The 24,301-nt window shown below is 69.7% G+C and carries 19 protein-coding genes; 7 read left to right on the top strand and 12 right to left on the bottom strand.

The window, feature by feature from the left end; genetic code table 11:
• Nucleotides 1–308: 308 nt before the first annotated feature.
• The 3 genes from P1J78_RS13175 to P1J78_RS13165 are packed head-to-tail and all read left to right on the top strand — an operon-like array spanning nt 309 to nt 5,128.
• Nucleotides 309–2,420 carry a GumC family protein gene (locus P1J78_RS13175; protein ID WP_275567834.1) on the top strand — a complete coding sequence of 704 codons (2,112 nt, stop codon included), beginning with the start codon at nt 309–311 and terminating at the stop codon, nt 2,418–2,420.
• On the top strand, nt 2,413–3,663 hold the full coding sequence (locus P1J78_RS13170; RefSeq protein ID WP_275567833.1) for a glycosyltransferase: 1,251 nt from the start codon (nt 2,413–2,415) through the stop codon (nt 3,661–3,663). The genes P1J78_RS13175 and P1J78_RS13170 overlap by 8 nt, the downstream gene beginning before the upstream one ends.
• A 49-nt stretch (nt 3,664–3,712) precedes the next feature.
• Nucleotides 3,713–5,128 (top strand): oligosaccharide flippase family protein, encoded by a 1,416-nt coding sequence (locus P1J78_RS13165; RefSeq protein WP_275567832.1) that lies wholly within the window; start codon nt 3,713–3,715, stop codon nt 5,126–5,128.
• A 3-nt stretch (nt 5,129–5,131) separates the two neighbouring features.
• Here the strand turns inward: P1J78_RS13165 and P1J78_RS13160 are convergent, their stop codons facing one another.
• Entirely contained in the window at nt 5,132–6,718 is a 1,587-nt protein-coding gene (locus P1J78_RS13160; protein ID WP_275567831.1) for a glucosamine inositolphosphorylceramide transferase family protein, read from the bottom strand.
• Between the two features lie 226 nt (nt 6,719–6,944).
• Here P1J78_RS13160 and P1J78_RS13155 point away from each other — a divergent pair, with 226 nt between their 5' ends.
• Nucleotides 6,945–7,652 carry a sugar transferase gene (locus P1J78_RS13155; RefSeq protein WP_275567830.1) on the top strand — a complete coding sequence of 236 codons (708 nt, stop codon included), beginning with the start codon at nt 6,945–6,947 and terminating at the stop codon, nt 7,650–7,652.
• Nucleotides 7,653–7,860: 208 nt separating this feature from the next.
• Complete coding sequence (locus P1J78_RS13150) at nt 7,861–8,949, top strand: glycosyltransferase family 4 protein (RefSeq protein WP_275567829.1); 1,089 nt, start codon at nt 7,861–7,863, stop codon at nt 8,947–8,949.
• Nucleotides 8,950–8,956: 7 nt separating this feature from the next.
• Here the strand turns inward: P1J78_RS13150 and rpe are convergent, their stop codons facing one another.
• The 8 genes from rpe to P1J78_RS13110 all read right to left on the bottom strand — a co-directional run bounded on the left by rpe (nt 8,957) and on the right by P1J78_RS13110 (nt 17,670).
• Entirely contained in the window at nt 8,957–9,655 is a 699-nt protein-coding gene (gene rpe / locus P1J78_RS13145; RefSeq protein WP_275567828.1) for a ribulose-phosphate 3-epimerase, read from the bottom strand.
• Nucleotides 9,652–10,566, bottom strand: a complete 915-nt coding sequence (cbbX, locus tag P1J78_RS13140) for a CbbX protein (protein ID WP_275567827.1) — start codon at nt 10,564–10,566, stop codon at nt 9,652–9,654. The genes rpe and cbbX overlap by 4 nt, the downstream gene beginning before the upstream one ends.
• A 76-nt stretch (nt 10,567–10,642) precedes the next feature.
• A complete protein-coding gene (locus P1J78_RS13135) occupies nt 10,643–11,029 on the bottom strand; it encodes a ribulose bisphosphate carboxylase small subunit (protein ID WP_275567826.1) in 387 nt (128 codons plus the stop codon).
• Nucleotides 11,030–11,102: 73 nt separating this feature from the next.
• Entirely contained in the window at nt 11,103–12,572 is a 1,470-nt protein-coding gene (locus P1J78_RS13130; protein WP_275567825.1) for a form I ribulose bisphosphate carboxylase large subunit, read from the bottom strand.
• 91 nt (nt 12,573–12,663) lie between these two features.
• Nucleotides 12,664–13,743: a class II fructose-bisphosphate aldolase gene (fba, locus tag P1J78_RS13125; protein WP_275567824.1), complete on the bottom strand. Its 1,080-nt coding sequence runs from the start codon at nt 13,741–13,743 to the stop codon at nt 12,664–12,666.
• A 29-nt stretch (nt 13,744–13,772) separates the two neighbouring features.
• Nucleotides 13,773–15,770, bottom strand: a complete 1,998-nt coding sequence (gene tkt, locus P1J78_RS13120; RefSeq protein WP_275567823.1) for a transketolase — start codon at nt 15,768–15,770, stop codon at nt 13,773–13,775.
• 11 nt (nt 15,771–15,781) lie between these two features.
• Nucleotides 15,782–16,654 carry a phosphoribulokinase gene (locus P1J78_RS13115; RefSeq protein WP_275567822.1) on the bottom strand — a complete coding sequence of 291 codons (873 nt, stop codon included), beginning with the start codon at nt 16,652–16,654 and terminating at the stop codon, nt 15,782–15,784.
• An 11-nt stretch (nt 16,655–16,665) separates the two neighbouring features.
• Complete coding sequence (locus P1J78_RS13110; RefSeq protein ID WP_275567821.1) at nt 16,666–17,670, bottom strand: class 1 fructose-bisphosphatase; 1,005 nt, start codon at nt 17,668–17,670, stop codon at nt 16,666–16,668.
• Between the two features lie 111 nt (nt 17,671–17,781).
• Here P1J78_RS13110 and P1J78_RS13105 point away from each other — a divergent pair, with 111 nt between their 5' ends.
• Entirely contained in the window at nt 17,782–18,714 is a 933-nt protein-coding gene (locus P1J78_RS13105) for a LysR family transcriptional regulator (RefSeq protein ID WP_275567820.1), read from the top strand.
• A gap of 111 nt (nt 18,715–18,825) precedes the next feature.
• Here the strand turns inward: P1J78_RS13105 and P1J78_RS13100 are convergent, their stop codons facing one another.
• From P1J78_RS13100 to P1J78_RS13090, 3 genes are all read right to left on the bottom strand, one after another.
• The gene (locus P1J78_RS13100; protein WP_275567819.1) at nt 18,826–20,235 is read right to left on the bottom strand and encodes a phosphomannomutase; all 1,410 of its coding nucleotides are present in this window, start codon (nt 20,233–20,235) and stop codon (nt 18,826–18,828) included.
• An 18-nt stretch (nt 20,236–20,253) separates the two neighbouring features.
• The gene (locus tag P1J78_RS13095; RefSeq protein WP_275567818.1) at nt 20,254–21,672 is read right to left on the bottom strand and encodes a mannose-1-phosphate guanylyltransferase/mannose-6-phosphate isomerase; all 1,419 of its coding nucleotides are present in this window, start codon (nt 21,670–21,672) and stop codon (nt 20,254–20,256) included.
• 136 nt (nt 21,673–21,808) lie between these two features.
• Nucleotides 21,809–22,849 (bottom strand): LacI family transcriptional regulator, encoded by a 1,041-nt coding sequence (locus P1J78_RS13090; RefSeq protein WP_275567817.1) that lies wholly within the window; start codon nt 22,847–22,849, stop codon nt 21,809–21,811.
• 176 nt (nt 22,850–23,025) lie between these two features.
• Between P1J78_RS13090 and P1J78_RS13085 the strand changes: the two genes are divergently transcribed.
• Nucleotides 23,026–24,255 (top strand): ABC transporter substrate-binding protein, encoded by a 1,230-nt coding sequence (locus tag P1J78_RS13085; RefSeq protein ID WP_275567816.1) that lies wholly within the window; start codon nt 23,026–23,028, stop codon nt 24,253–24,255.
• Nucleotides 24,256–24,301: the final 46 nt, after the last annotated feature.

The raw sequence follows: 24,301 nt of genomic DNA, 5'->3' as shown, positions 1-24,301 counted from the left end.
CTGTGCCGGTGTGAAAATGCCATGCTCCGGAGCGCCGCGCGCTTTCCGGATCGCGAACAATGCGGCGGGCATCATGTGATTGTCCCCGCGCATTGTGGCAATTTCCCGACCTCTTCCTGTCTTTTTTGACCCGCCCCGCAGAATCGGTGAGCGCTGGTCCTGTCTTGGTGGGCTGCGAGGGAACATTCCCTGCAACACGGTACAGGATCAGGGCGCCGCGGCCCGGGCAGATGACGCGCCAGCGCGTGCGCCATCCGCCCCGGCCGCAGCCGGGCGCCGGGCGTTCCGATGCTGGGAGAGAGTGGGTGATGAACAGGATGCTGAGCCATGCCGACGTCTTCGGGCGCAGCGACTCGCATCGGCCCGCGGCCCGGCGCGTCGACCCCGATGCGATCGAGGTCCGCGCGCTGTTCCGGCTGCTCGTCAAGCGGTGGAAGACGATCCTGGGCGCCTCGGTCGTCATCGCGGCACTGGTCTACGGGCTGGTCTCGCTGCAACCGCCAAGCTACCGGGCCACCGCCAAGATCCTGATCGACATGCGCACTGCCGAGGTCGTCACGCCGCAGTCCGAGGTGATCCGCTCGCGCGAGCCGTCGCAGCAGACGGTGAACGGCGAGATCGCGATCCTGCGGTCGAACCTGCTGATCTCGGACGTGATCCGCACGATGGGCTTCGAGAGGCTGGCACCGCTGGACCCCACGCCCGCCGACGCGACCGAGGCCGAGCGGATGGAAGGGCTGGTCTGGGCGATCCGCGAGAACCTGATTGTCTATGCCGAGGCCGACAGCTACGTGATCGTCTTGGAATTCACCGCCGGCGACGCGGATCTGGCCGCGGATCTGACGAACACCCTGGCCGACCGCTACATCGCCCAGCAGGTGGAGACCCGGCGCGAGACCATCGGGCAGGCCGCGAGCTGGCTGGAAGATCAGCTGAGCACGCTGGAGGCGAAGCTCGCGGAGAGCGAGGAGCGCATCTCGCAGATGCGCACCGAGAGCATCGTGGAGAACGGCGGCACGCTGGACAATGCCGCCCAGCAGATCACCACGCTCAACAACCAGCTCGTCGCCGCGCGGGCCGAGCGCGTCGCCGCCGAGGCGGAGCTGGAGCAGCTTCTGTCGATCCTGGAGAGCGGCGGCATCGAGGAGGCGGCCGCGGTCGTCTCCAGCCCCGCGATCGAGACGCTCCGGGCCGAGGTGCTGGAACTGCGCCGGCAGGACGCCTCCTGGGCCGAGACCGTCGGCCCCCAGCACCCGCGCCGCGCGTCGATCCTTGCCGATCTCGAACGGACGCAGGCGGATATCCGCGAGGAGGTGCAGAACGTCATCGCCGTGCGGCGCGGCGCGGTCGAGGTGGCGCGGCTGCGCGAGGAGAGCCTGAAGGAACATCTGGTCCGGCTGGAAGAGCGGGTCGTCGACATCTCGCGCGGCGAGATCGGGCTGCGCCAGCTGGAGCGCGAGACCGCCGCCGCGCGGCAGACCTACGAGGCGCTGCTGTCGCGGCTGACCGAGACGCGCATCCAGTCGCGCGCGCAGCAGTCCGAGGCCCGGCTGATCGAGCGGGCGACGGTGCCGGGCGGCCCCGCCGCGCCGCGGCCGACGCTGATGGCGGCGCTGGCCGGATCGGTGGCCTTCGCCGGGCTGACGCTGTTCGTGTTCTTCCGCGAGATGACCACGACCACCTTCCGCAGCGCCCGCGAGATCGAGGCGGAGACCGGGCTGCCGGTGCTGGCGACGCTGCCGCTGGGGTCGTTCAAGTCGTTGAAGAAGGCGCTTGGCCGGATCCGTCAGGCGCCCTACTCGATCTATGCCGAACGGATGCGGCAGCTGCGCACGACGCTGCTGATGCGCGACGAGTCGGTGATCTCGACCAGCGTGATGCTGCTGTCCTCGGTGCCCGGCGAGGGCAAGACCCTGACCGCGCTGGCGCTGGCGGAGATGGCGGCGCGGGCGCAGCGGTCGACCATCGTGGTGGATTGCGACCTGCGGCGCTCGCGGCTGCAGAAGAGCTTCGGCTGGAAGATGGAGCGCGACACCGGCGACCTGATCGAGGGGCGCTGCACGCTGGAGGAAGCGATCCACGTGCCCAAGGATCTGCCGTTCGACGTGCTGACCACGGCGCGGCCGCGGCCCGACCTGGCCGACGAATTGTCGAACCTGTGGCTGACACCGACGGTCGAGCAGCTCAAGGAAATCTACGACGTGATCATCATCGACGGCCCGCCACTTTTGGCGGTGTCCGACGCGGTGATCGTGTCGAAGGCCGCGGACACGCGGATCTATGTCGTCGAGTACGACAGGACCGAGCGCAGCGAAGTGCGCGACGGTCTGAGCATGCTGGAGGAATTTCAGCTGCCTGTAGAGGGAATGGTACTGAACAAGTTCGCCTCAACCGACAGCCGGGATTACAGCTATGGGTGAAATCGGCCAGACGGCGCGCGATCTCGCAGACCCGCCAGACATCGAACGGATCACGCCGGAGCGCGACATCGCCGATGTCATCCGGGCCGCGCCCTATGTGCAGCGGCGCGCCGCGCCGCGGGTGGCGCTGATCCATTACTGGCTGGTCGGGATGCGCGGCGGCGAGAAGGTGCTGGAGGCGCTGTGCCGGATGTTCCCCGAGGCCGACATCTACACCCATGTCTACGACCCCACGAAGGTCAGCGCGGAGATCCGCAAGCACCGGGTGCGCACCACCTCGATTGCCGGCCTGCCGCTGGCATCGCGGTTCTACACCAAATACGTCTCGCTGATGCCGCAGGCGCTGGAGCGGCTGGATCTGTCGGGCTACGACCTTGTCATCTCGTCCGAATCCGGCCCGGCCAAGGGCGTGATCCCGTCGCCGGAGGCGGTGCATCTGAGCTATGTGCATTCGCCGATGCGCTATATCTGGGATCACCACGCGATCTACCGGCAGAACTCCGGCCCGCTGACGCGGTTCATGATGGGACGTCTGACGCCGGCGCTGCGCAACTGGGACGTGGTCAGCGCGGCGCGGGTCGACGGCTTCGCCGCGAATTCCAGCTTCGTGCAGCGACGGATCATGAAGTACTGGCGCCGGCCGAGCGAGGTGATCCACCCGCCGGTGGACGTGGCCGCATTCGCGCCGCGGCCCGATACCGAGCTGGGCGAGTTCTACCTCTATGCGGGCGAGCTGACGGCCTACAAGCGGCCCGACCTGGCAATCGAGGCGTTCAACCGGCTGGGCAAGCCGCTGGTCGTCATCGGCGGGCCGGACAAGGCCGAGCGGGCGCTGGCGAAGACGGCGAACCGCAACATCCGGTTCCTGGGGCGGGTGTCGGACGAGAAGCTGAAACGCTACTTCGCCGCCTGCAAGGCGCTGGTCTTTCCGGGCGAAGAGGATTTCGGCATTCTGCCGGTCGAGGTGATGGCCGCGGGCCGGCCCGTCATCGCCTATGGCAAGGGCGGAGCGCTGGATACCGTGATTCCGGGCCGGACGGGTCTGCATTTCAACGAGCAGACGGCGGATGCGCTGGTGGCCGCGGTGGAGCGGTTCGAGCAGGAGAGGCTGGACCGGCTGCCGTCCGGGCCGATCATCGCCCATGCGCAGGGCTTCGACGAGGCGACGTTCCGGCGCAAGATGGCGGCGATGCTGGCGGCCTACGGCGTCCGCACGGCGACGGCGGCCGGCGCCGGCGCATGACCCTGCCCGTGGCGAGGCAGCACGGCGGGGCCGGCGCCCGGATGCGATCATGCGACAGGCGCTGACCTCGCCCTTCGCGGTCGGCGTCGCGTCGCGCGTGGGGGCGCAGATCTGCGCCTTCGCGCTGGTGCTCGTGGCGTCGCGGTCGCTCGACCTCGCCGTCTTCGGCAGCTTCGCCGTGGCGGCGGCCGTCTCGGTGATCTTCACGACACTGGTCTATACCGGCATCTACCACATCCTGCTGCGCAGCCCCGACATCGACCGCGACCGCGACACGTTCTTCGTGCTGCAGCTGGGCGTCGGAAGCGCCGGGGCCGCGGTGATGGTCGGGGCGGCCTTCCTGTTCGGCGACCCGTCGGAGACCGGCCCGGCCTATGCACTTCTGCGCCTCGCACCGATCCCGGCGCTGGCCTCGCTGAGCGCCTGGCTGGAATCGCAGCTGGTGCGCGCGGGGCGCATCCGCACCACCTCCAGCGCCGTTCTGGCCTCCGAGGTCGTGGCGCTGGTCACCGCGGTCGCGATGTTCCGGGCCGGCCAGGGGATCGACGCGCTGATCCTGGCGCGGTTCACCTCCATGGCGTTCATCGTCACGCTCTATCTCGGGCTGATCCGGCGCCTGCCGCGCCTGCGCCTGCGGCGCGACACGGCCCGCACCGCGCTGTCGGAGGCCTGGCCGCTCTGGGGGTCGGTGTCGATGGGGATGCTGTCGAACTACGGCGCCGACATCGTGCTGGGCGCCTTCCTGAACCCGGCGGCGGCGGGTGCCTACCGGGCGGGATCGCGGCTGGCCAACACCGCCGCCGACGTGGTGGTGCAGCCCCTGGGCACGATCAGCTGGGCCCGCTTCGCGCGGCTGGAGGCGAACAGCAGCCGGGCGCTGATCCGCACCGCCTGGACCGAGAACATGGCGCTGGGCTTCGCGCTGGTGATCCCGGCGATGCTGTCGCTGGCGCTGCTGGCGCCGGAGATCGTGGGCGTGCTGCTGGACCCGTCCTGGGCCGCGGCGACCGGCGTAGTGACGATCCTGGCGCTGGCGCGGTCGACCTATGTGCTGACCTTCCTTCTGGAGCCGACGCTGACCTGCCTGGGGCGCGGGCGGCAGCAGTTCTACGTGCGGCTGGCGGACGGGGCCTTGCTGGTGGCGCTGCTGCTGACCATCGGCCGGTTCTCGGCGGAGGCCGCGGCGGTGGCGGTGCTGATCAAGAGCCTGGTGATCTCGGTCGTGGGGCTGCGGGTGATGATGACGGCCGCGGATATCCGGCCCGCCGACCTGGTGCGCGCGATGGCGCCGGGGCTGGGGCTGGGTGCGCTGTGCCTGGTGGCGATCCTGGCCACGTCGGGGCTGCACGACCGGATGGCGGCGGCGCCGGGCCTGGCGCTGAGCGCCGGCGCGGTGGTGCTGGTCTGGTCGGGGGCGGTGGCCGGGCTGCTGCGGCGGCGGCTTCTGGTGCTGCCGACGCCCTGAGCCTCAAGGCCGGCGGATGTCGTAGACGACGCGGTCGCCCGCCACATCCACATGGTGGCAGCCGATCAGGCCCGGCGCCTCGGGCCCCGCCAGGTGGCGCACCCGGCGCTCGCGGTAGTCGGTGGCGCTGAGCGTCTCGATCTCCATGATGTTCAGGCCATGGCCGTAGGTGCCGTGCGAGTTGTCCTGCGACGGGCGGTAGAGCCGGCCGTTCAGCGCCGTGATCCGCCCTGCCCCGCGCGCGTTGCGCGAGCCGACAACCACCGGGTTCAGCGGATGCGGCGTAACCGTCTTCAGGTCGGGGCCGTCGGCGCGGAACAGGTGCAGCTCGCTGCAGAAATCGCCCAGGCTGTCGCGGCAGATGTTGGTGAACAGCCAGTAGCCGTCGCCGTCGGGGTGAAACACCGTGTCGGCGCAGGCCGTCCCCTCCAGCGCGGTGGCGTGCAGGGTCCAGCCGGTGGGAAAATCGGTCGCGCGCCAGACCTCCAGCCGGTGCGTCGCGCCGGTTTCGGGGACCATGAAGATGTCGCCGCCGTGCCGGAACACGAAGGGAAAGGACAGGTGCGTGCCGGTGTCGAGCGCCGGGCCGAGCGGCGTGAAGCCGTCGCCGTCCAGCCGGCCCACGGCGATGTGGCCGAGGCCGGTGGCATAGACGTATTCCTCGTAGAACAGCCAGGTGGTGCCGCCGTCCTCGAACAGGAACGGGTCGGCCCAGTAGCGGCCGGCCGGGGCGTCGAGCTCCTGCCCCTGGCGGTGGTCGAACTCCAGGATCGAGCCGCGGGTCAGGCGCAGGCAGAACCGGCCCGGCCGCCGGCCCCGCCGCTCGGCCAGCTTGTCCGAGAGGCGCCGCCCGACTTCGCCGGCCGTGCGGGCGAGGTAGCCGGGGAGCGCCGTGGCGGAGGCGGGTTCTGGTGAGGCATCGGCGGACGGGGCCGGCGCCAGCAGCCCCTCGGCCAGACGGGCCAGCGCGTGCTCGGCCAGTTGCGCGGCTTTCTCGCGCTGGAACATCCGGTTGCGGGCGGCGAGGAACTTGGTGTCGTAGGCGGCGTCGGCCAGGGTCTCCCATGCGGCGCCGGGCGCGGTCAGGCGGCAGAGCCGCACGCGGGACTCCGGTGCGCCGCGCAGCGCGTCGGCGACGCCGGCCGTGTCCGCCGCCGTCGACAGCCGCCAGAGCCCGTGGCGCGCGCGACGGGCCAGCGCCTCGGCGCCCTCGGCCGGCGCGAGGTCGAGGACGACATCGACCTCCGGCATGTCCCGAAGCGCGTCTTCGACGGTGAGCGCGGGCAGGTCGAGCGCATCGAAAGACGGCGTCGGCACGTGCGGCGGACGCGCGGCGACCCGCGCCTCCAGCGCGAGCAGCCCGGCGACGAGCGGCGGCGGGGCGGAGGGCGTGCGCGGCCCCTCGATCCGGGCCGCGAGGGCGAAGCGGGCGTCGCAGGCCAGCGTCTCCAGCAGCCGCGCGGCACCCGCATCCGGGGCCGCGCCGGCGGGCAGAACGACGGCGACGGCGATCCGGCCGGCTGTTCCGGCGTCTCCGAAGGCCACGTCCGCCCCGGCGGGCGACGTGCCCGGTCCGTTCCTTGCAAGCATTGCAGCACCCTGTTCGCGGCGGCGCGCGCGCCCCCTCGGCGCCGCCCCGCCGGCCCGGCCATTTCGGCTTTGGAGCCTGCCACGGCCGGGGCCGGCGATACAGGCTGGACCAGACCGTAAACAATCCGTTTCCGGCTCGGCACCTAGTTGAACAAGGCAAATTCGTGGCAAATTTGGGCGGAATTGGGGCGCCTTTGTGGCGCGGCATCTGCCTGGGGGGTAGGCCATGAAATTGCAGGAAATCGCGGGCACTGCGTCGCATTTCGACAGCGCCGCGGCACTGTCGCCGCGGAGGGACTTCCGCCCGCGGGCGGCGGACGATACGATCCCGGCCGCGAAGCTGGTTCTGGACAAGCTGGGGGCCGCCGTGGCGCTGGTGCTGTTCGCGCCGGTGATGGCGCTGATCGCGCTGTTGATCCTGGCGACGGAGCGCGGGCCGGTCCTCTACGGCCACACGCGGGTCGGCGCCGGCGGGCGCAGCTTTCGCTGCCTGAAGTTCCGCACGATGCGCACGGATTCCCAGGAAACGCTGGACGAAATCCTGCTGACGGACCCGATCGCGCGCGAGGAATGGCGAACCAGCTTCAAGTTCGACCGCGACCCGCGTGTGACGCGCCTGGGCGACTTCCTGCGGCGCAGCAGCCTCGACGAGCTGCCGCAGATCTGGAACGTGCTGCGGGGCGACATGTCGCTGGTCGGGCCGCGCCCGATCACCGCGAAGGAGGCGCCGATGTACGGCCCGCACTTCGCCGCCTACCTGTCGGTGCGCCCCGGCGTGACCGGGCTGTGGCAGGTCAGCGGGCGCAGCGACACCACCTATGACGAGCGCGTGGCGCTCGACCTGGCCTATGTCGACTCGGCCGGTTTGTGGCAAGATCTTGGCATCATCTGCCGCACGGCGACGGCGGTCCTGCTGCGCCGGGGCGCCGTCTGAGGCGAATCGCGGGCCGGCGCCATCGTGCGCCGGGCGGACACGGTTCCCGTCCATGCGCAATATTGTTGATCCCGGCCTCCGATCGTCCGAACGGAGTTGTGCCGGCGCGGAGCAGCCCGTAAGCCAGTTACGACGTCGTCCTCCGACGGCGCGCCCTGCCCCTTTGCCATCCCCGCGCACGCGCATCACCGAGATCAGACCAACGGACATGTCCACGCGGATCACGATCAACGGCAAGTTCATGAGCGGATCGGTGACGGCCGGCGGCGTCCACCGCGCCGCGCTCAACTTCTCGGCCGAGCTGTGCCGCCGCGCGACCGGGCAGTCGCCCTGCCGGATCATGGCCCCGGCGGTGCGGGACAGAACGAGCGTCGCGGCGATGGGGCTGCAGCCCGAGCTGCGGCCGGGCTGGTCGCGCGCGGGCGGCCAGGCGTGGGAAATGCTGGTGCTGCCGGCGCTCGCGCGGAAGGATTTGCTGATCAACTTCTGCAACCTCGCCCCGGTGCTGCACCCCAACAGCGTGGTGATGATCCACGACGTGCAGACGCTGGCCTTTCCCGACGCCTATCCGCGCCGGCAGGTCCAGGGCTATCGGCTGTTCTGGCCGATGATCGGCCGCCGGGCGCGGGCCGTGCTGACCGTGTCGGACTATTCCCGCCAGTCGATCGCCGAGCACGGGATTGCGCCGCTGGACCGCATCCACGTGGTGCGCAACGGCACCGACCATATCCTGCGGGCGGCGCCCGACGCGGGCGTGCTCGACCGGCTTGAGCTGCGCGGGCGGGTCTTCGCGATGACCTTCGGCACGACGCAGAGCTACAAGAACCTCAAGACCCTGTTCGCCGCCTTCGAGGATCCGCGTCTGGCCGAGATCCCGCTGGTGGTGGTCGGCGGCCCGCCGCGGCGCGACTACGACGCCCTGGGCTGGCGCATTCCGCCGAACGTCATCTTCACCGGGCACGTCGGGGACGGCGAGCTGCGCGCGCTCTACACCGCCGCCGGAGCGTTTCTGTTCCCGTCGCGGACCGAGGGGTTCGGCCTGCCGCCGGTGGAGGCGATGCATTGCGGCACGCCGGCGCTCGTGGCGCGCGGCGGCGCCCTGCCCGAGACCGTCGGGACCGGCGCCGAACTGGTCGACCCGCTGGACCCCGAGGCCTGGGCGCACGCGGCGGAGCGGGTGCTGAGCGACAGCGCGCATCGCGACGCCCTGGTGGCGCGCGGGGCGGCGCGGGCGGCGGAGCTGACCTGGCGCCAGGCGGGCGACGCGCTTTGGGACCGGGTATCGGCGCTTCTGTGACGCGGGATCAGGCGACGCGGGCGGTCGCACCCTCCGCCGCCGCGCGGATCGACGCGATATTGGCGCCATAGGCCGCGGGCTCGTCGGCCGAGCCGCCCCGGAACACGGCAGAGCCGGCCACAAGCACATCCGCCCCGGCCTTTGTCACCAGCGGCGCGGTCTCGGGCGTCACGCCGCCGTCGACCTCGATATGCACCGGCCGGTCGCCGATCATCGTGCGAAGCTCCGCGATCTTGCCGGTCATGTCGAGGAAGGACTGCCCGCCGAAGCCCGGGTTCACCGTCATCACGCAGACCAGGTCGGCGAGGTCCATCAGATGCGCCACCGCCGCCGCCGGGGTGCCGGGGTTCAGCGCCACGCCCGCCTTCATGCCGGCGGCGCGGATCGCCTGAAGCGTGCGGTGCGGATGCGGCCCGGCCTCGACATGCGCGGTCAGGATATCGGCCCCGGCCGCGGCATAGGCCTCGATGAAGGGGTCGACGGGCGCGATCATCAGATGCACGTCCATCACCGTGCGCACGTGCGGCCGGAACGCCGCCACGGCCGGCGGGCCGAAGGTGAGGTTGGGCACGAAATGCCCGTCCATCACGTCGACATGCACCCAGTCTGCGCCCTGGTCCTCGATGCCGCGGATCTCGCGGCCGAAATCGGCGAAATCGGCGGAGAGGATCGAGGGGGAGATCTTGATTCTGCGGTCGGAGGTCATTCGGCGGCCTCCCGTGCAACGGGGCGGTCCTGGTCCAGCCCTCCGCGGAACACGCGGCTGGCGCGAATGTCCGGCTCGGCGATGGTCGACAGCGCGGCGGCGTCGAGCGGGCCTTTCGCCTCCGAAAACAGCCGGTTGGCCTGGCGCAGGCGGGCGCGGTCCAGCGCGTTGCGGATCGAGCGGGCATTGGCGAAATGCGGCTGCGCGCGGCGCAGCGCGATGTAGTCGGCCATCGCCGCCCGCGCCTCGGGCGCGAACCGATAGCTCTGTTCCTCGAGCATCGTCTCGGCGATCTGCAGCAGCTCGGCGTCGGAATAGTCGGGAAAGTCGATGTGATGCGCGATGCGCGAACGGAAGCCGGGATTGGCGGCGAAGAACTTGTCCATCCGGTCGGCATAGCCGGCCATGATCACCACCAGATCGTCGCGGTTGTTCTCCATCACCTGCAACAGGATCTCGATGGCCTCCTGGCCGTAGTCGCGCTCGTTGTCGGGCTTGTAGAGGTAATAGGCCTCGTCTATGAACAGCACCCCGCCCATCGCCTTCTTCAGCACCTCCTTCGTCTTGGGCGCCGTGTGCCCGATATACTGCCCCACCAGATCGTCGCGGGTGACGCTGACGAGGTGGCCCTTGCGGATATAGCCCAGCCGGTGCAGCAGCCCGGCCATCATCCGCGCCACGGTGGTCTTGCCGGTGCCGGGATTGCCGGTGAAGGACATGTGCAGAGTCGGCGTCTCCTGCGTCAGCCCCATCTCGCGCCGCGCCTTGTCGACGAGCAGGAGCGCCGCCGTCTCGCGGATGCGCTGCTTCACGGGCGACAGCCCGATCAGCGCGCGATCGAGCTCCTCCAGCACCTCCCGCACGCCGGACGTCTCGTATTCCGCGGCAAGGTCGACCGTCGGCTCAGACATCGCTTCGCTCCTTCTTCTGGTTGAAAATATCCTCGGGGGGTCCGGGGGGCAGACAGCCCCCCGGGTCCGACGGGCCTCACCGCGCCTCCCAGCCGTATTTCTGCGACCGCCCGACATGATCGGTGCGCTGCATGTGGAACGCGGGCTCCTCGGCCGGGCGGTTGACGATGAAGGACATCATGACGGTCTCGAACCCGCGGGTGTCGTCGAAGGCCTGCACGCGGATATAGGCCTCCGGGTGCGCCTTGCGGCATTCGTCCAGCTCCATCATCACGCCCTTGGCGTCGCGGAGGTCGAACATCGGGTTGCCCCACATCTCCCAGTAGGTGTTCCGCGGGTGCGGGTCGTCGGTGTATTCCAGGCTCACGGCCCAGTCGCGGCCGAGGATGTACTCGACCTGCGCGGTGATCTGCGCGTCGTCGAGGTCGGGGAGGAAGCTGAAGCAGCCCTGGGTGATACGCATCTGTCGTCTCCTTTCGGCGTCGCCGGGTCGGGATCCGAATTTTCGTCGAAAATTCGGCGCCGCCCCGGCCGCGTTACATGGCGGGGGTTTCGGTCGGCACGAAGTCCGACGTGTCGGTCGAGGTGTAGTTGAAGGTGATGTTGCCCCAGGTCTCGAGCGCGGCCTCCAGCGGCTTGCACCACCTGGCGGCCTCGCGCAGGATCTCGGGGCCTTCCTCCTTGATGTTGCGGCCCTCGTTGCGGGCCAGCACCATCGCCTCCAGCGCCACGCGGTTCGCGGTCGCCCCGGCCTGGATACCCATCGGGTGGCCGATGGTGCCGCCGCCGAACTGCAGCACCACGTCGTCGCCGAAGAGATCCAGAAGCTGGTGCATCTGGCCGGCATGGATGCCGCCCGAGGCGACCGGCATCACCTTCTTGATGTCGCCCCAGTCCTGCTCGAAGAACAGCCCGCGCGGCAGGTCGACCGCGTTATGCGTCTCGCGGCAGACGTTGTAATAGCCCTGCACGGTCAGCGGGTCGCCTTCCAGCTTGCCGACCGCGGTGCCGCAATGCAGGTGGTCGACGCCGGCCAGCCGCAGCCACTTGGCGATGACCCGGAACGAGATGCCGTGCGATTTCTGCCGCGTATAGGTGCCGTGGCCCGCCCGGTGCATGTGCAGGATCATGTCGTTCTGCCGGCACCATTCGCTGATCGACTGGATCGCGGTCCAGCCGATGATCAGGTCGACCATCACGATGACGCTGCCCAGCTCCTTGGCCAGCTCGGCGCGGCGGTACATCTCCTCCATCGTGCCGGCGGTGATGTTGAGGTAGTGGCCCTTCACCTCGCCGGTCTGCGCCGTCGCCTTGTTCACCGCCTCCATGCAGTAGAGGAACCGGTCGCGCCAGTGCATGAAGGGCTGCGAGTTGATGTTCTCGTCGTCCTTCATGAAGTCGAGCCCGCCCTTCAGGCCCTCGTAGACGACGCGGCCATAGTTCTTGCCCGACAGCCCCAGCTTCGGCTTGGTCGTGGCGCCCAGAAGCGGCTTGCCGAACTTGTCGAGCCGCTCGCGTTCCACCACCAGGCCGGTGGGCGGGCCGCGGAAGGTCTTCACATAGGCGACGGGGAAGCGCATGTCCTCAAGCCGCGCCGCCTTCAGCGGCTTGAAGGAAAAGACGTTGCCGATGATCGAGGCGGTGAGGTTCGCGATCGAGCCCTCCTCGAACAGGATCAGGTCGTAGGCGACATAGGCAAAATACTGGCCCTCCTGCCCCGGCACCGGCTCGACCCGGTAGGCCTTGGCGCGGTAGCTGTCGCAGGCGGTCAGCCGGTCGGTCCACACGACCGTCCAGGTCGCAGTGGAGCTTTCGCCGGCGACGGCGGCGGCGGCCTCGATCGGGTCGACGCCCTCCTGCGGGGTGATGCGGAACAGCGCCAGGACATCGGTGTCCTTCGGCTCGTAATCGCCGTCCCAATAGCCCATCTGGGCGTATTTCAAGACACCGGCGGCATAGCGCTTCTTCTTGTCCTGGATCTCGGTGGGTTTGCTCATCTCGTTCATGTCCGGTCTCCTTGGTATGGGCGCCTCTCCGGCCCCCCGGGGCCGTCGTCGCGACGAAAGCCCGCAAGGGCTTGAGAAGCGGTCCCTTGGGTCAGGCGGCGCGGGCCGCGGCGATCTGCGGGTCCAGCGCGCCCGCGGCGTAGCGATTGGCCATCTCGTCCATCGGGACCGGCTTGATCTTTCCGGCCTGCCCGGCGGTGCCGAAGCGATCGAACCGGTCGCGGCAGAGCGTCTCCAGCTCCTCCATCGCCGGGATCATGAACTTGCGCGGGTCGAATTCCTCGGGCTTTTCCTGCGCGACCTTGCGCATCCGCCCGGTCATCGCCATGCGGCAGTCGGTGTCGATATTCACCTTGCGCACGCCCATCGCGATGCCCTTCTCGATCTCCTCGACCGGCACGCCCCAGGTCTGCGGCATATGCCCGCCGTACTGGTTGATCAGGTCCTGCAGGTACTGCGGCACCGAGGACGAGCCGTGCATCACCAGATGCGTGTTCGGCAGCTTCTCGTTGATCCGGCGGATCGTCTCCATCGACAGGATCTCGCCGTCGGGCTGGCGGGTGAACTTGTAGGCCCCGTGCGAGGTGCCGCAGGCGATGGCGAGCGCGTCGCATTTCGTGCGCATCACGAAATCCACCGCCTGCTCGGGGTCGGTCAGCAGTTGGTCGTGGCTCAGCTTGCCTTCCGCGCCCGAGCCGTCCTCGGCCGCCGCCTCGCCGGTCTCCAGCGAGCCCAGCACGCCCAGCTCGCCCTCGACCGAGGCGCCGACCGCGTGGGCGGCGGTGGTCACGCGGGCGGTGATGGCGACGTTGTAGTCGTAGGCGGCCGGGGTCTTCATGTCCTCCATCAGCGAGCCGTCCATCATCACCGAGGTGAAGCCGTGCCGGATGGCCGAGAGGCATGTGGCGTCGTTGTTGCCGTGGTCCTGGTGCAGCACGACCGGATTGTCCGGGTACATCGCGGCCAGCGCCTCGACCATGTGGCGCAGCATGATGTCGCCGGCGTATTTGCGGGCGCCGCGGCTGGCCTGCAGGATCACGGGCGCGTCGCAGGCCCGCGCCGCGCTCATGATCGCGAGGCCCTGTTCCATGTTGTTGATGTTGAAGGCCGGCACGCCGTAGCCGTGTTCGGCGGCGTGGTCGAGCAGTTGCCTCAGGGTGATGAGTGCCATGGTGGGTCCTCCCGGTCAGGCGGTTTCGGTCAGGCGGTTTCAGTGAGGCGGCGGGCGGCAGCGGCGACGGCCTCGGCGGTGATGCCGAAATGGCGGTAGAGGTCGGCCGCCGGGGCCGAGGCGCCGAAGCTGGTCATGCCGATGAAGGCGTCGTCGGGGCGCAGCATCGCGTCCCAGCCCTGCCGGACCGCCGCCTCGACGCCGACGCGGGGCGCGGGGCCGAGGGTGCGGGCGCGGTAGTCGGCGTCCTGCGCGGCGAAAAGCTCGAAGCTCGGCGCGGAGACGACGGCGACCGTCAGGCCCTCGGCGCTCAGCGTCTCGGCCGCCCTGAGCGCCAGCTCCACCTCCGAGCCGGTGGCGATCAGCGTCACGTCGCGCTCGCCGTCGGGTTCGCGCAGGAGGTAGGCGCCGCGGGCGGTCTTGTTGGCGTCCGAATGCTCGATGCGCACCGTCGGCAGCCCCTGCCGTGACAGGCACAGGACGGTCGGCGTCCGCGCGGCGGTCGCCGCGATCTGCCAGGCCTCGGCCGTCTCCACCGCGTCGGCGGGGCGGATCACGGTCATGTTGGGCATGGCGCGCAGCGAGGCGAGGGTCTCTACCGGCTGATGGGTCGGGCCGTCCTCGCCGAGCCCTATGGAATCGTGGGTCATCACGTAGGCGACCGGCACCCCCATCAGGGCCGACAACCGCATCGCCGGGCGGCAGTAATCGGCGAAGGCAAGGAATGTGCCGCCATAGGGAAAGAAGCCGCCATGCAGCGCGATGCCGTTCATCGCGGCGGCCATGCCGTGTTCGCGGATGCCGTAATGGATGTAGCTGCCCGAGAAGTCGTCGCGCGTCACCGGGCGCTGCGCCGCGGTGCGGGTGTTGTTCGAGCCGGTCAGGTCGGCCGATCCGCCCACGGCGGTCGGCAGGCACTCCGTCACCACCTCCAGCGCCATCTCGCTGGCCTTCCGCGTGGCCACCTTGGGCGCCTCCTTCGACAACTGCGCCTTCCAGGCGCAGAGGGCGGCGTCGAGCGTGGCGGCATCGGGTGCGGCGTGGGCGGCGCGGAATGTCTCGCGGCAGGGATGGCCGGCGAGGCGGGCGGCCCAGGCCTCGCGCGCGGCGCGGCCGCGGTCGGCAACGGCATGCCAGGCAGAGTAGATCGCGTCGTCCACCTCGAAGGCCGGCAGGGACCAGCCTAGCGCCTTTCGGGTGGCGGCGATCTCGTCCGCGCCCAGCGGCGCGCCATGGACGGTGTGGCTGCCCGCCTTGTTGGGCGCGCCGTGGCCGATCTCGGTCCGGCAGGCGATCATCGAGGGCCGCCGGTCGGCGCGGGCGGCCAGGATCGCCTCGGCGATGGCGGCCTTGTCGTGGCCGTCGACCGCCTGCACGTGCCAGCCGGCGGCGGCGAAGCGGGCCCGCTGGTCGGTCGAGGTCGACAGGTCGGTCGGCCCGTCGATGGTGATGCGGTTGTCGTCCCAGAACAGGATCAGCCGGCCCAGCCCGAGATGGCCCGCCATGTCGATCGCCTCGTGGCTGATGCCTTCCATCAGACAGCCGTCGCCGGCCAGCACGTAGGTCCAGTGGCTGGCCAGGTCGTCGCCGTAGCGGGCGTTCGCCATCCGCTCGGCCAGCGCCATGCCGACGGCGGTGGCGAGGCCCTGCCCCAGCGGGCCGGTCGTCGTCTCGATCCCCTTGGCGTGGCCGTATTCCGGGTGCCCCGCCGTCCGCGACCCCAGCTGCCGGAAGGCGCGCAGCTGGTCCATCTTCATGTCGTCATAGCCCAGAAGATGGTGGATCGCGTAGACCAGCATCGAGCCGTGGCCGGCGCTCATCACGAAGCGGTCGCGGTCGGGCCAGCCGGGCGCCGTGGGATCGACGGTGAGAAAGCGGTTGAACAGCACCGTCGCCACGTCGGCCAGCCCCATGGGTGCGCCGGGATGGCCGGAATTCGCCGCCTCTACCGCGTCCATCGCCAGAACGCGGACGGCGTCGGCCATGCGATCCTCCATCGCGGTTTCTATCGGGGTGATCTTGTTCATGAGCTCCCTCCTCAGGCGCGCTTGGAGTCGTGGACGAGGCGCAGGATCATCGGCGTGAAGATGAGCTGCATGGCGAGGTCGATCTTGCCGCCGGGGATCACCAGGCTGTTGGCCCGGGTCATCCAGCTGTCGTGGATCATCGACATCAGGTACGGGAAATCGATGCCGCGCGGGTTCTTGAAGCGGATCACCACGAGGCTTTCGTCGGCGGTCGGGATCCAGCGGGCGACGAAGGGGTTCGAGGTGTCGACCACCGGCACCCGCTGAAAGTTGATGTCGGTCTCGGAGAACTGCGGGCAGATGCAGTGCACATAGGCGTGCATCCGGCGCAGGATGGTGTCGGTCACCGCCTCGGTCGAGTAGCCCCGGCTGGCCTTGTCGCGGTGGATCTTCTGGGTCCATTCGAGGTTGATGACCGGCACCACCCCGATCTTCAGGTCGGCCAGCGCGGCGAGGTTCACCTCCTCGTTGACCACGGCGCCGTGCAGCCCCTCGTAGAACAACAGATCCGAGCCGTCCTCGAATGGCTCCCAGTCGGTGAAGGTGCCGGGGGCGGCGCCCCAGCGTTCGGCCTCCGCCTCGTCGTGGACGTAGTGGCGGGTATGGCCGGTGCCCGTCTCGCCGTAGCTGCGGAACGCCTCCTCCAGCTTCGCCAGCTCGTTGGCCTCATAGCTGAAATGGCTGAAGGTCTCGTCGCCCTCGGCCTTGCGCTTGTCGAGCTCGGCCTTCATCGCGGCGCGGTCGTAGCGGTGGAAGGCGTCGCCCTCGATGGACACCGTCTTCACGCCTTCGCGGCGGAAGATCTGGTCGAAGGTCGCCTTGACCGTGGTGGTGCCGGCGCCGGACGAGCCGGTCACCGAGATGATCGGGTGTTTCTTGGACATGGGTCTCTTTCTCAGGCGAGGAACAGGCCGCGGTTGCCGAAAAGCGACGACACCTCCGCCTCGGGCAGGTCGTGATAGACGGTGACGCGGTCCACCTTCTCGGCGGTGCCGAAGACGAAGGGCGTGCGGGCGTGCAGGCTGTCGGGCGTGCGGTCGAGGGTGCGGTGGATGCCGTCGGTGGCCTTGCCGCCCGCCTGCTCCACCAGAAAGGCGATGGGCGCGCATTCGTAGACCATCCGCAGCCGGCCCTGCGCGTAACTCGCGCGCTGGTCGGCCGGGTACAGGAAGATGCCGCCGCGGGTCATGATCCGGTGCGTCTCGGCCACCAGCGAGGCCACCCAGCGCATGTTGAAGTTCTTGCCGCGCGGCCCCTCGGCCCCGGCGAGGCAGTCGTCGATATAGGCGCGGATCGGCTTGGACCAGTGGCGGTAGTTCGAGGCGTTGATCGCGAATTCGCTGGCCTCGGCGGGGATCGCGGGGGCCTTGTCGGTTTCCTCGAACAGGCCGGTGCGGCGGTCGAGGACGAACATCCGCACGCCGGCGCCGAAGGTGATCACCAGCGCCGTCTGCGGGCCGTAGATGAAGTAGCCCGAGGCCAGGAAATCGTCGCCGCGGCGCAGGAAGCTTTCGTCGGCCTCCTCGGCGGCGGGCCGGATGCCGAAGATCGTGCCGATGGAGACATTGACGTCGATATTGGACGAGCCGTCGAGCGGGTCGATGGCCAGCGCCAGCGCGCCGTCGGGGTCCAGTTCGGCGACGTCCTCCTGCTCTTCCGAGGCATACCAGCGGATGCCGGTGCCCTTCAGCGCGGCGGCGAACGCCTCGTCCGCCATGACGTCCAGCGCCTTCTGCGCGTCGCCGTCGGTGTTCTCGCCGATCGTCTCGCCCAGCGCGCCGCCCAGGGCGCCCCGGCTGATGACGCTGGACAGGTCGGCCGCCACGGCGCAGAGCGCGGCGAGCGGCGGCTGCAGCGCCTGCGGGATCTCCGCACCGGTTTTGCCTGTCTGTGGCAGCATGACGAGACCTCCTCTTCCCGACGAAGTCGCACCTGGCGACAGGACTGGATATTCGCGAAACCGAATGGTAATGAAATTTAGAAATTCTGCATGAACCGTCAGGAAATCTGAATGAAGCGGATCGGCCAGATCACCCTGAAGCAGCTGCGCGCCCTGAAGGCGGTGGTGACCGAAAGCACGATCTCGGCGGCGGCGGAGCGGCTGCACCTGACCGGGCCGGCGGTCCACAACCAGTTGAAGACGCTGGAAGATTCGATCGGCAGCCCGCTATTGCAGCGGAGCGGCGCCGAGCGCAACACGCCGACGCCGCAGGGCCGTGCGCTACTGGCGGCGCATGACGAGATCCAGGCGGCGCTGGAGCGGGCAATCGGTCGCATCCGGGCGCTGGATTCGGGGCATAGCGGGCGCGTCGTGCTGGGCGTGGTGAGCACCGGGAAATATTTCGCGCCGCGAATCGTGGCGCTGCTGCAGAAGGAGATGCCGGAGCTGGAAGTGGCGCTGCGGGTCGGCAACCGGACCGAGACCATCGAGGCCCTGGCACGCGGCGAGTTCGACCTGTGCATCATGGGCCGACCCCCGCGCGAACCGATGGTCGACGCGATCCCGCTGGTCGAGCATCCGCATGTGCTGATCGCGGCGGCGGATCACCCGCTGGCGGCGCTGGACGAGGTGCCGCGCGCGGCGCTGCTGGGCGAGCGCTTCGTGATGCGCGAGGAAGGGTCCGGCACGCGCATCCTGGCGACGCGGTTCCTGGACGAGATCGGCGAGGGACGGATCGTGCCGATGGTGGAGATGACCTCGAACGAGACGATCAAGCAGGCGGTGCTGAACGGGCTGGGGATCGCCATCATCTCGGCGCACACGGTCGCCGACGAGCTGCAGTCGGGGCGGCTGGTGGCCCTCAGGTCCGAGGGGCTGCCGCTGGTGCGGCACTGGTACGTGCTGTCACGCTCCGATCAGCGGCTGTCGGCGGCGGCGGTCGAGGTACGCGACTGGATCGTGGCGCATGTGGAGGAGATCTTTCCGAAGCTCGGCGCGGCGTAGGCCGCGGCCTGGCTGAAATCTTCTGGAAGATTTCTTAAGGTGCAGAATTTTCTAGAAAATTCTGCGTGGCACGATCTTCTAGAAGATCGTGTTGGCCGATGGCCCGCGGCGCTAGCCCAGCCGTTCTGTCAGCTTGGCCAGGTGCGTCTGAAGCAGTTCCTCCGCCCGCTCGGGGCTGTCCGCCTCGGCGTAGCAGCGGAACTCCGGCGCGTTGCCGGAGGGACGCAGGTGAACGATGTCGCCGGTGGCGAAGGTGACGCGCAGGCCGTCGGTCTCGTCGACCTCCGCCTCGTCGCTGCCGGTGTCGAAGAAGGCGGCGCGGGCGGCGGCGTCGCCCCGCAGGCCGTCGAGGAACGCGGCCGAGTCCTCGGGCTCGATCCCCGCCACGCGGTCGGCCGCGGTGAAGCGCGCGGGCAGCGTTGCCACCAGGTCGGCCAGGGTCCGGCCCTCGGCCCGGGCGCGGGCCAGCGGCGCCAGGATCGGCAGCAGGCTGTCGCGGGTCATCAGCGGCGCAAGCGGACCCGCCGGCGCGGCGGCGGCGAAGCCCAGGAGGAAGCCGCCATTCGCCTCATAGCCCACGACCTTCTGGCCGGCCAGATCCTCCATCGCGGCGATCACATAGGGCGAGCCGATGCGGGTGCGCAGCACGCGGGAAAAGCCCATGCCGTCGACGGCGGTGTTCGACGAGACCGGGGTGCAGATCACCTCGGCCCCCAGGAAGCCGGCGGTCAGCGGCCCCAACACGTCGCCCGGCACGATACGCCCGGTCGCGTCGGTGACCATCGGGCGGTCCGCGTCGCCGTCGGTGGAGATCACGGCGTCGAGGCCGTGCTCGCGGCACCAGGCGTTCAGCATCCCGCGCGTGTCCGGGTCGACGGCCTCGGTGTCGACGGGCACGAACGTGTCGGACGGGGCGAGCGCCACGGCCATGCCGCCCAGCGCCTCGACCGCCTGCACCATGATGTCGCGGGCGACGGAGCTGTGCTGGTAGACGCCGATCTTGAGCCCGCCCAGCGCCGAGGCGCCGAAGGCGGTGGCATAGCGCGCGACATAGTCGCCGGCCGCCTCGTCGGTGTCGGTGACCTCCGGCGCTGTTTCGGGGGCGGTCTCGGGAGGGGTCCCCGGGGTGGTCCCGGACCCGGGGCCGAGGGCGGCGGAAATGCGCGCCTCGTCCGCCTTGGAGATCTCGCCGGTCGGCAGGTAGAATTTCAGCCCGTTGCGGTCGGCGGGGATGTGGCTTCCGGTGATCATCACCGCGCAGGCCCCGGCCTCCATGGCCGCCAGCGCCAGCGCGGGCGTCGGCAGGGCGCCGCAGCGGGTCACCGGCAGGCCCATCGCCCCGGCCGCCGCCGTCACCGCCGCGGCGATGCGCGGCGAGGACGGGCGCAGATCCCAGCCGACAAAGACGCGGCCGCCGGTGGGGCAGGAGGCGAGAAAGGCGCGGGTGTAGTCGGCGACGACGTCGTCGGTCAGCTCCGTCACCAGCCCGCGCAGGCCGCTCGTTCCGAATTTCGGGGCCATGGCGGCGCCTCCCTCGATCTAGCTGCGGGCGTAGATGTCCTCGTAGCGGGTGATGTCGTCCTCGCCCAGATAGGTGCCGGTCTGCACCTCGATCAGCACCATCGGCACCTTGCCCGGGTTCTCCAGCCGATGCCGGGCGCCGAGGGGGACATAGATCGACTGGTTCTCCGTCACCAGCTGCTGCGTGTCGTTCACCGTGACCCGGGCGGTGCCGTGGACGACGACCCAATGCTCCGAGCGGTGGTGGTGCGACTGCAGCGACAGCGCCGCGCCGGGATGCACCACGATGCGTTTCACCTGGAACCGGTCGGCCATCACCAGCGTCTCGAACCAGCCCCAGGGCCGGTGGTCCTTGGGGAAGGCCGTGGCCTGGCGGGCGCCCTTCGCCTTCAGAAGCTCCACCGCCTTCTTGACGTCCTGCGCGCAATCGGCGTCGGCGACGAGTACCGCGTCGGGCGTGGCGACGGCGAGGACGTTCTTCAGGCCGATGCCCACGATCTCCAGATCGCCGGATTCCGAGCGCAGGAGCGTGTCCTCGCAGTCGATCGCCTGCGCCGGCCCGGACAGGGCGACGCCGCGCGCGTCGGTCTCCATCTCGCGCCACACCGAGAACCAGTCCCCCAGGTCGGACCAGCGCGCGGAAAACGGCACGGCGCTGAGGTTGTCGGCCTTTTCCATCACAGCATAATCGATGGAGATATCGTCGGCTTCGGCCCAGGCGTCCGGATCGAGCCGCAGGAAACCGAGGTCGGCGTGGCCCTGCGTCACCGCCTGCCCCACCGGCTCCATCAGTTCGGGCGCATGGGTGCGGAAGGCGTCGAGGACGGTGCTGACCTTGAACAGGAAGATGCCGGCGTTCCAGAGATAGCGGCCCGCCTCCAGCATCTCCTGCGCCTTGTCCTCGTCGGGTTTCTCGACGAAGCGGATCAGGTCCAGGGGCCGCGCCTCGCCGTCCGGCGCGGTCTCCAGCTCCAGCCAGCCATAGCCGGTCTCCGCACGGTCGGGGGCGATGCCGAAGGTGACCATGCGGCCGCTCTCGGCCGCCGCGACCCCGACCTCCAGCACCGCGCGGAAGGCGTCGGCGTCGGGAATGACATGGTCGGACGGCGCGACGAGCATCAGCGCGTCGGGATCGGTTTGTTCCAGGTGCAAAGCGGCGGCCAGGACGGCCGGCGCGGTGTTGCGGCCCTCGGGCTCGATCAGGATGGCGCCGGGGTCGATGCCGGCCTCGTGCAGCTGTTCGGTGACGATGAAGCGGAAGTCGGAGCCGGTGACGATCAGCGGCGCGGCGAAGCCGTCGCCCGACAGCCGGCTGGCAGACGCCTGGAACAGGCTCTCGTCGCCCAGAAGGCGCACGAACTGCTTGGGATAGGATCGTCGCGACAGGGGCCACAGCCGCGTGCCCGAACCGCCACAGAGATGAACCGGAACGATCATGTCAATGCCTCGCCTGGCCGTAAAAGGTTGGGGTCAATCGGTTACTACCTGAATGTAGAAAGGCATTCGGTTTGGCAACCTCAAACGCGGGCCGCCCCGGCCCGGGCGGCCGGCCGTGGCGCCGCCGAGGCCGGGGTCAGGAGGCCGGCTTCAGAAAGTCCATCCCGGTGCGGAACGAGGTCTCGTCCGGCACCTCCATATCCTGCAGCGGCGGCTCGTCCGGGGCCTCGACGGCGCGGATCGCCGCGCGGGCCAGGAACGCGCCGGCGCGGTTGACGTCCTCGGAGACGGCCAGGATCGGCGGACGGAACAGTTGCAGGAAGTTCGCCGGCTCCTTGGAAACGAGGTCGACGTCGCGGCCGATGACACGGCCGCGCGCCTCCAGCGCCGCGACGACCGCCATCGCCGCCGTCATCGAGGCGCAGAGCACGCCGTCGGTCCCCGGATGCCGGGCCAGCCAGGTCGCCGTGGCCTGGCTGATCTCGGCGGCGCTGTCGTCGGAGGTGGCGTCGGGCATGACCGCCGCGGCGATCCCGGCCGCGGCGGCGGCCGCCTCGATCCCCGCCCGGATCTCCTGGGCATAGTTCTGCGCCATCGGCGGGGCGACGACCATGACGTTGCGCCGCCCCTCCTGGGCCAGCCGCGACACGCCCAGCCGCGCATAGGCGAAATTGTCGAAGTCGAAATAGGCGTGCCGGTCGCTCCAGACCGACCGGCCGTGGGTGGCGAAGGGAAACCCGCGATCCAGCAGATAGCGCAGCCGCGCATCCTGCGGCTCGATCTGGTTGAGGATCACCGCGTCGGCCGATCCCGTCTCGACGATGTAGCGCACCGGGATCATCGGGTCCTCGGAGGGCCGGTAGGGCGTGACGATCAGGTGATAGCGCGTGCCCTTCAGGCCGCCGGCGATGGCCGAGATCATCCGGGCGGTATGGTTCAGGATCTCGTGCTCGGTCGACAGGATCAGCGAGATCACGTTGGTCTTGCCGGTCTTCAGCCGCACCCCGGCGCGATTGGGGACATAGCCGATCTCGCGGGCGATTCGCTTGACCCGCGCCTTGGTCTCGGCGCCGATGTCCGGGGCGTCGTGAAGCGCGCGGCTGACCGTCGGCACGGCCAGACCGGAAAGCTCCGAAATCGTTCGGAGCGTCGGCTGCTTACGGTCGCCCGTGGCCATGTCGTGCCGTCCAACCCCCCAGCAATCCCGCGTTTTCTAGCCGCTCGCGACGCCGCGGTCTACAGCGCAGACGGCGGCAGCGCTATCCGTAGTTTCTGTCATGTTAGCGCTTGAAATGCAAATCTAAAACGTTATAGGGTCTCCGAAAACGATTTAGCAACAGGGAGGAAAGCGAAATGAAGAAACTGGCAATGCTGTGTGCGGCAACGGCGCTGACCCCGGTCGGCGCGGGCGCGGCCGAGCTTGAGGTGACGCATTGGTGGACCAGCGGCGGCGAGGCCGCGGCGGTGGCCAAGTTCGCCGAGGCGTTCAACGAGAACACCGAGCATACCTGGGTCGACGGCGCCATCGCCGGCGGCGGCGGCACGGCGCGGCCGGTGATGGTCAGCCGGATCATCGGCGGCGACCCGATGGGCGCGTTCCAGTTCAACCACGGCCGCCAGGCCGAAGAGCTGATCGAGGCCGGGCTGCTGCGCGACATGACCCATGTGGCCGAGGAAGAGGGCTGGAAGGAGATCGTCAATCCGCCCTCGCTCCTGGAGGCCTGCACGGTGGACGGCCGCATCTATTGCGCGCCGGTGAACATCCACTCGTGGCAATGGCTGTGGCTGTCGAACGACGCCTTCGCCGAGGCCGGGCTGGACGTGCCCGCCAACTGGGACGAGTTCGTCGAGGCCGGCGACGCGCTGCGCGAGGCGGGCATCCAGCCGCTGGCGCTGGGCGGCCAGCCCTGGCAAAGCTCGGGCCTGTTCAACGTGCTGATGGCCACGCTGGCCGGGCCGGAGGTGCTGGAGCAGATCTACGGCGAGAAAGACGCCGAGCTCGCCGCCAGCGACACCATGGCGCGGGTCTTCCAGGCGGCCGCCGACGCCCGCGAGATGGCGCAGGGCTCCAACGTGATCGACTGGAACCAGGCGACCAACATGGTCATCACCGACGCCGCCGGCGGGCAGGTGATGGGCGACTGGGCGCAGGGCGAGTTCGCGGTGGCCGGCGAGGTCGCGGGCGAGGATTATACCTGCATTCCGGGTCTCGGCGTGCACGAGGTGATCTCGACCGGCGGCGACGCCTTCTACTTCCCCGAGACCGGCGATGCCGAGACCGAGGCGGCGCAGGACGCGCTGGCGCGGATCCTCTTGAACCCCGACACGCAGGTGGCCTTCAACCTCGCCAAGGGCTCGCTGCCGATCCGCGGCGACGTCGACCTGACCGCGGCCAACGACTGCATGAAGAAGGGTCTGGAAATCCTCGAGGCCGGCAACACGATGCCGGACGTGAACATGCTGAACACCGAGGATACCAACAACCAGCTCAACGACCTGTTCGTCGAGTTCTTCAACGACCCGTCGATCACGCCGGAGGACGCGCAGGAGCGCTTCGTCTCGATCGTCGAGTCCGCCGAGTAACCACCACTCGCGACTGTCCGGCCCGCCCCGAGCGGCGGGCCGGTTT

It is taken from the genome of Psychromarinibacter sediminicola (assembly GCF_029168335.1).
Classification (GTDB): domain Bacteria; phylum Pseudomonadota; class Alphaproteobacteria; order Rhodobacterales; family Rhodobacteraceae; genus Psychromarinibacter; species Psychromarinibacter sediminicola.
The sequence above is the reverse complement of the archived record's forward strand: the minus strand, read 5'-3'. Positions and strand labels throughout refer to the sequence as shown.

Coding starts and splice junctions, on each gene's coding strand:
- P1J78_RS13165 (WP_275567832.1), top strand. CDS start 3,713: ATGCGACAGGCGCTGACCTCGCCCTTCGCGGTCGGCGTCGCGTCGCGC.
- P1J78_RS13130 (WP_275567825.1), bottom strand. CDS start 12,572: ATGAACGAGATGAGCAAACCCACCGAGATCCAGGACAAGAAGAAGCGC.
- P1J78_RS13085 (WP_275567816.1), top strand. CDS start 23,026: ATGAAGAAACTGGCAATGCTGTGTGCGGCAACGGCGCTGACCCCGGTC.
- tkt (WP_275567823.1), bottom strand. CDS start 15,770: ATGAACAAGATCACCCCGATAGAAACCGCGATGGAGGATCGCATGGCC.
- P1J78_RS13115 (WP_275567822.1), bottom strand. CDS start 16,654: ATGTCCAAGAAACACCCGATCATCTCGGTGACCGGCTCGTCCGGCGCC.
- rpe (WP_275567828.1), bottom strand. CDS start 9,655: ATGACCTCCGACCGCAGAATCAAGATCTCCCCCTCGATCCTCTCCGCC.
- P1J78_RS13105 (WP_275567820.1), top strand. CDS start 17,782: ATGAAGCGGATCGGCCAGATCACCCTGAAGCAGCTGCGCGCCCTGAAG.
- P1J78_RS13175 (WP_275567834.1), top strand. CDS start 309: ATGAACAGGATGCTGAGCCATGCCGACGTCTTCGGGCGCAGCGACTCG.
- fba (WP_275567824.1), bottom strand. CDS start 13,743: ATGGCACTCATCACCCTGAGGCAACTGCTCGACCACGCCGCCGAACAC.
- cbbX (WP_275567827.1), bottom strand. CDS start 10,566: ATGTCTGAGCCGACGGTCGACCTTGCCGCGGAATACGAGACGTCCGGC.
- P1J78_RS13150 (WP_275567829.1), top strand. CDS start 7,861: ATGTCCACGCGGATCACGATCAACGGCAAGTTCATGAGCGGATCGGTG.
- P1J78_RS13090 (WP_275567817.1), bottom strand. CDS start 22,849: ATGGCCACGGGCGACCGTAAGCAGCCGACGCTCCGAACGATTTCGGAG.
- P1J78_RS13170 (WP_275567833.1), top strand. CDS start 2,413: ATGGGTGAAATCGGCCAGACGGCGCGCGATCTCGCAGACCCGCCAGAC.
- P1J78_RS13155 (WP_275567830.1), top strand. CDS start 6,945: ATGAAATTGCAGGAAATCGCGGGCACTGCGTCGCATTTCGACAGCGCC.
- P1J78_RS13100 (WP_275567819.1), bottom strand. CDS start 20,235: ATGGCCCCGAAATTCGGAACGAGCGGCCTGCGCGGGCTGGTGACGGAG.
- P1J78_RS13135 (WP_275567826.1), bottom strand. CDS start 11,029: ATGCGTATCACCCAGGGCTGCTTCAGCTTCCTCCCCGACCTCGACGAC.
- P1J78_RS13095 (WP_275567818.1), bottom strand. CDS start 21,672: ATGATCGTTCCGGTTCATCTCTGTGGCGGTTCGGGCACGCGGCTGTGG.
- P1J78_RS13110 (WP_275567821.1), bottom strand. CDS start 17,670: ATGCTGCCACAGACAGGCAAAACCGGTGCGGAGATCCCGCAGGCGCTG.
- P1J78_RS13160 (WP_275567831.1), bottom strand. CDS start 6,718: ATGCTTGCAAGGAACGGACCGGGCACGTCGCCCGCCGGGGCGGACGTG.